The sequence below is a fragment of the Paraburkholderia sp. genome, assembly GCF_034668105.1.
In the GTDB taxonomy this organism is placed as follows: Bacteria; Pseudomonadota; Gammaproteobacteria; order Burkholderiales; family Burkholderiaceae; genus Paraburkholderia.
This window is the reverse complement of record NZ_JAXDPY010000277.1, coordinates 1-2,940: the sequence shown is the minus strand read 5'-3', so window position 1 is coordinate 2,940 and position 2,940 is coordinate 1. Positions and strand designations below refer to the sequence as shown.

Annotated in this window: 1 protein-coding gene and 1 pseudogene; both read left to right on the top strand. The window is 60.0% G+C overall.

What is annotated here, in order from left to right; all coding sequences use genetic code 11:
• Nucleotides 1–10: 10 nt before the first annotated feature.
• Nucleotides 11–2,599, top strand: a complete 2,589-nt coding sequence (gene gyrA / locus QOC89_RS12905; protein ID WP_323045364.1) for a DNA gyrase subunit A — start codon at nt 11–13, stop codon at nt 2,597–2,599.
• Nucleotides 2,600–2,722: 123 nt separating this feature from the next.
• A pseudogene (locus QOC89_RS12900) lies at nt 2,723–2,940 on the top strand (hypothetical protein); the annotation flags it as partial.

The window sequence follows — 2,940 nt, the reverse complement described above, 5'->3', positions numbered from 1 at the left end:
AGAGGAGGAAATGCGCCGTTCGTATCTCGACTACGCGATGAGCGTGATCGTAGGGCGTGCGCTTCCCGATGTTCGCGATGGCCTGAAGCCGGTGCACCGGCGCGTGCTGTACGCGATGCACGAACTGAACAACGACTGGAATCGCGCTTACAAGAAGTCGGCGCGTATCGTCGGCGACGTCATCGGTAAGTACCACCCGCACGGCGACACGGCTGTTTACGACACCATCGTCCGGATGGCGCAGGACTTCTCGCTGCGCTACATGCTGGTGGATGGCCAGGGCAACTTCGGTTCGGTCGACGGCGACAACGCCGCGGCCATGCGTTACACCGAAATCCGCATGGCGAAGATCGGCCACGAACTGCTCGCCGACATCGACAAGGAAACGGTCGACTTCACGCCGAACTACGACGGCAGTGAAAACGAACCGGCCATTCTGCCGGCGCGTATTCCCAATCTGCTGATCAATGGCTCGTCCGGCATCGCGGTCGGGATGGCGACCAACATTCCGCCGCACAATCTCAACGAGGTTGTCGATGCATGTCAGCATCTGCTGAAAAACCCGGAAGCCACGATCGACGAACTGATCGAGATCATTCCAGCGCCTGACTTCCCGACCGCCGGCATTATTTACGGCGTGGCCGGCGTGCGCGACGGCTATCGCACCGGCCGCGGCCGCGTGGTGATGCGCGCGCTGACGCACTTCGAGGAAATCGACCGCGGTCAGCGCATGTCGATCATCGTCGACGAGTTGCCGTACCAGGTGAACAAGCGCTCGCTTCTGGAGCGCATCGCCGAGCTGGTCAACGAGAAGAAGCTCGAAGGCATTTCGGACATCCGCGACGAATCCGACAAGAGCGGCATGCGGGTCGTGATCGAGCTGAAGCGCGGCGAAGTGCCGGAAGTCGTTCTCAACAATCTGTATAAGGCGACCCAGCTTCAGGACACCTTCGGCATGAACATGGTCGCGCTGGTCGACGGCCAGCCGAAGCTGTTGAACCTGAAGGAAATGCTGTCGTGCTTCCTGTCGCATCGCCGGGAAGTGCTGACGCGGCGCACTGTATACGAACTGCGCAAGGCGCGCGAACGCGGTCACGTGCTCGAAGGCCTGGCGGTCGCGCTCGCCAACATCGACGAGTTCATCTCGATCATCAAGGCTGCGCCGACTCCGCCGATCGCCAAGCAGGAATTGATGGCGCGTCCGTGGGATTCGTCGCTGGTGCGTGAGATGTTGTCGCGCGCGGAGACGGAAAATGCGGCGGCCGGTGGTCGTGAGGCTTACCGTCCCGAGGGTTTGAATCCATCCTTCGGTATGCAGTCCGACGGGCTCTACCGCTTGTCCGACACCCAGGCTCAGGAAATCTTGCAGATGCGTCTGCAACGCCTGACGGGTTTGGAGCAGGACAAGATCATCGGCGAGTATCGCGACGTGATGTCGCAAATTGCCGACCTGCTGGACATTCTGGCTCGCCCGGAACGCATTACGGCGATCATCGTCGACGAACTGACGTCGATCAAGGCCGAATTCGGCGACGCGCGCCGCTCGAAGATCGAGTTGAACGCAACCGAGTTGAACACCGAAGACCTGATCACGCCGCAAGAGATGGTGGTGACCATGTCGCACGCCGGTTATGTGAAGTCGCAGCCGCTGTCTGAATATAGTGCGCAGAAGCGGGGTGGTCGCGGCAAACAGGCCACCGCGATGAAAGAGGATGACTGGATCGACACGCTGTTCATCGCGAACACGCACGATCACATTCTGTGCTTCTCGAATCGTGGCCGCGTTTACAGCGTGAAGGTCTACGAAGTGCCGCAAGGTTCGCGGAACTCCCGCGGCCGTCCGATCGTAAATATCTTCCCGCTCCAGGACGGCGAGAAGATTACGGTTGTCTTGCCGGTAAAGGAATTCTCGGCTGACAAATTCGTCTTTATGGGCACCGCGTTAGGAACCGTAAAAAAGACGCCGTTGGAAGCGTTTGGCCGCGTGTTGCGCAAGGGTATTATTGCGGTCGGTCTGGATGACGGCGATTACCTGATCGGCGCCGCCATTACAGACGGCCAGCACGACGTGATGCTGTTCTCCGATTCCGGCAAGGCGGTGCGTTTCGACGAGAACGACGTCCGTCCGATGGGACGTGAGGCGCGTGGCGTGCGCGGCATGCAACTGGAAGACGGGCAGAGCGTGATCGCATTGCTGGTGGCCGGCGACGAACAGCAGTCGGTGCTGACCGCAACCGAAAACGGCTACGGCAAGCGCACGCCGATCACCGAGTACACGCGCCATGGGCGTGGCACGAAGGGGATGATCGCGATCCAGACGTCGGAGCGTAACGGCAAGGTCGTCGCTGCCACGCTGGTCGATCAGGAAGCGCAGATCATGCTGATCACCAATACGGGCGTGCTGATTCGCACGCGCGTATCGGAAATCCGCGAAATGGGGCGCGCAACCCAAGGTGTTACACTCATCAGCCTTGACGAAGGGACCAAGCTTTCAGGTCTGCAACAGGTTGCTGAGGCGGAAGCGGACGTAGATGTGGAAGGCGACACCGAAGGTCCTGCCGAAGGCGACAACGGCGGTGAAGACAGTGGTGCGGCCTGATTCACGTCGGCAGCTTTCAGTCTCGGTTATCGGTTGAAAGCTGCGCAGGGAACAATGGCGTGTCGGGCCGATACGCATCTCGCGCAGCTCGCAGTTCAAGTTAATTTCTCTTAGGGAGTAATGATGCAAAAACGATTCAAACAACTGATGTTGCTGGCTGCTCTGGTGCCGACCTTCGCTATGGCTCAAGCGCTTCAAAGCCAAGCCCCGGCGCCGGCTCCGGCTGCTGCCGCAGCACCGGTTGATCCGGCCAAGCAGGCTGCAATCAAGGACCTGCTGGACGCAATCGACGCACAGAAGCTCGTCGGCGCAATTGGCAACAGCGCGCAAATGCAAGCGAA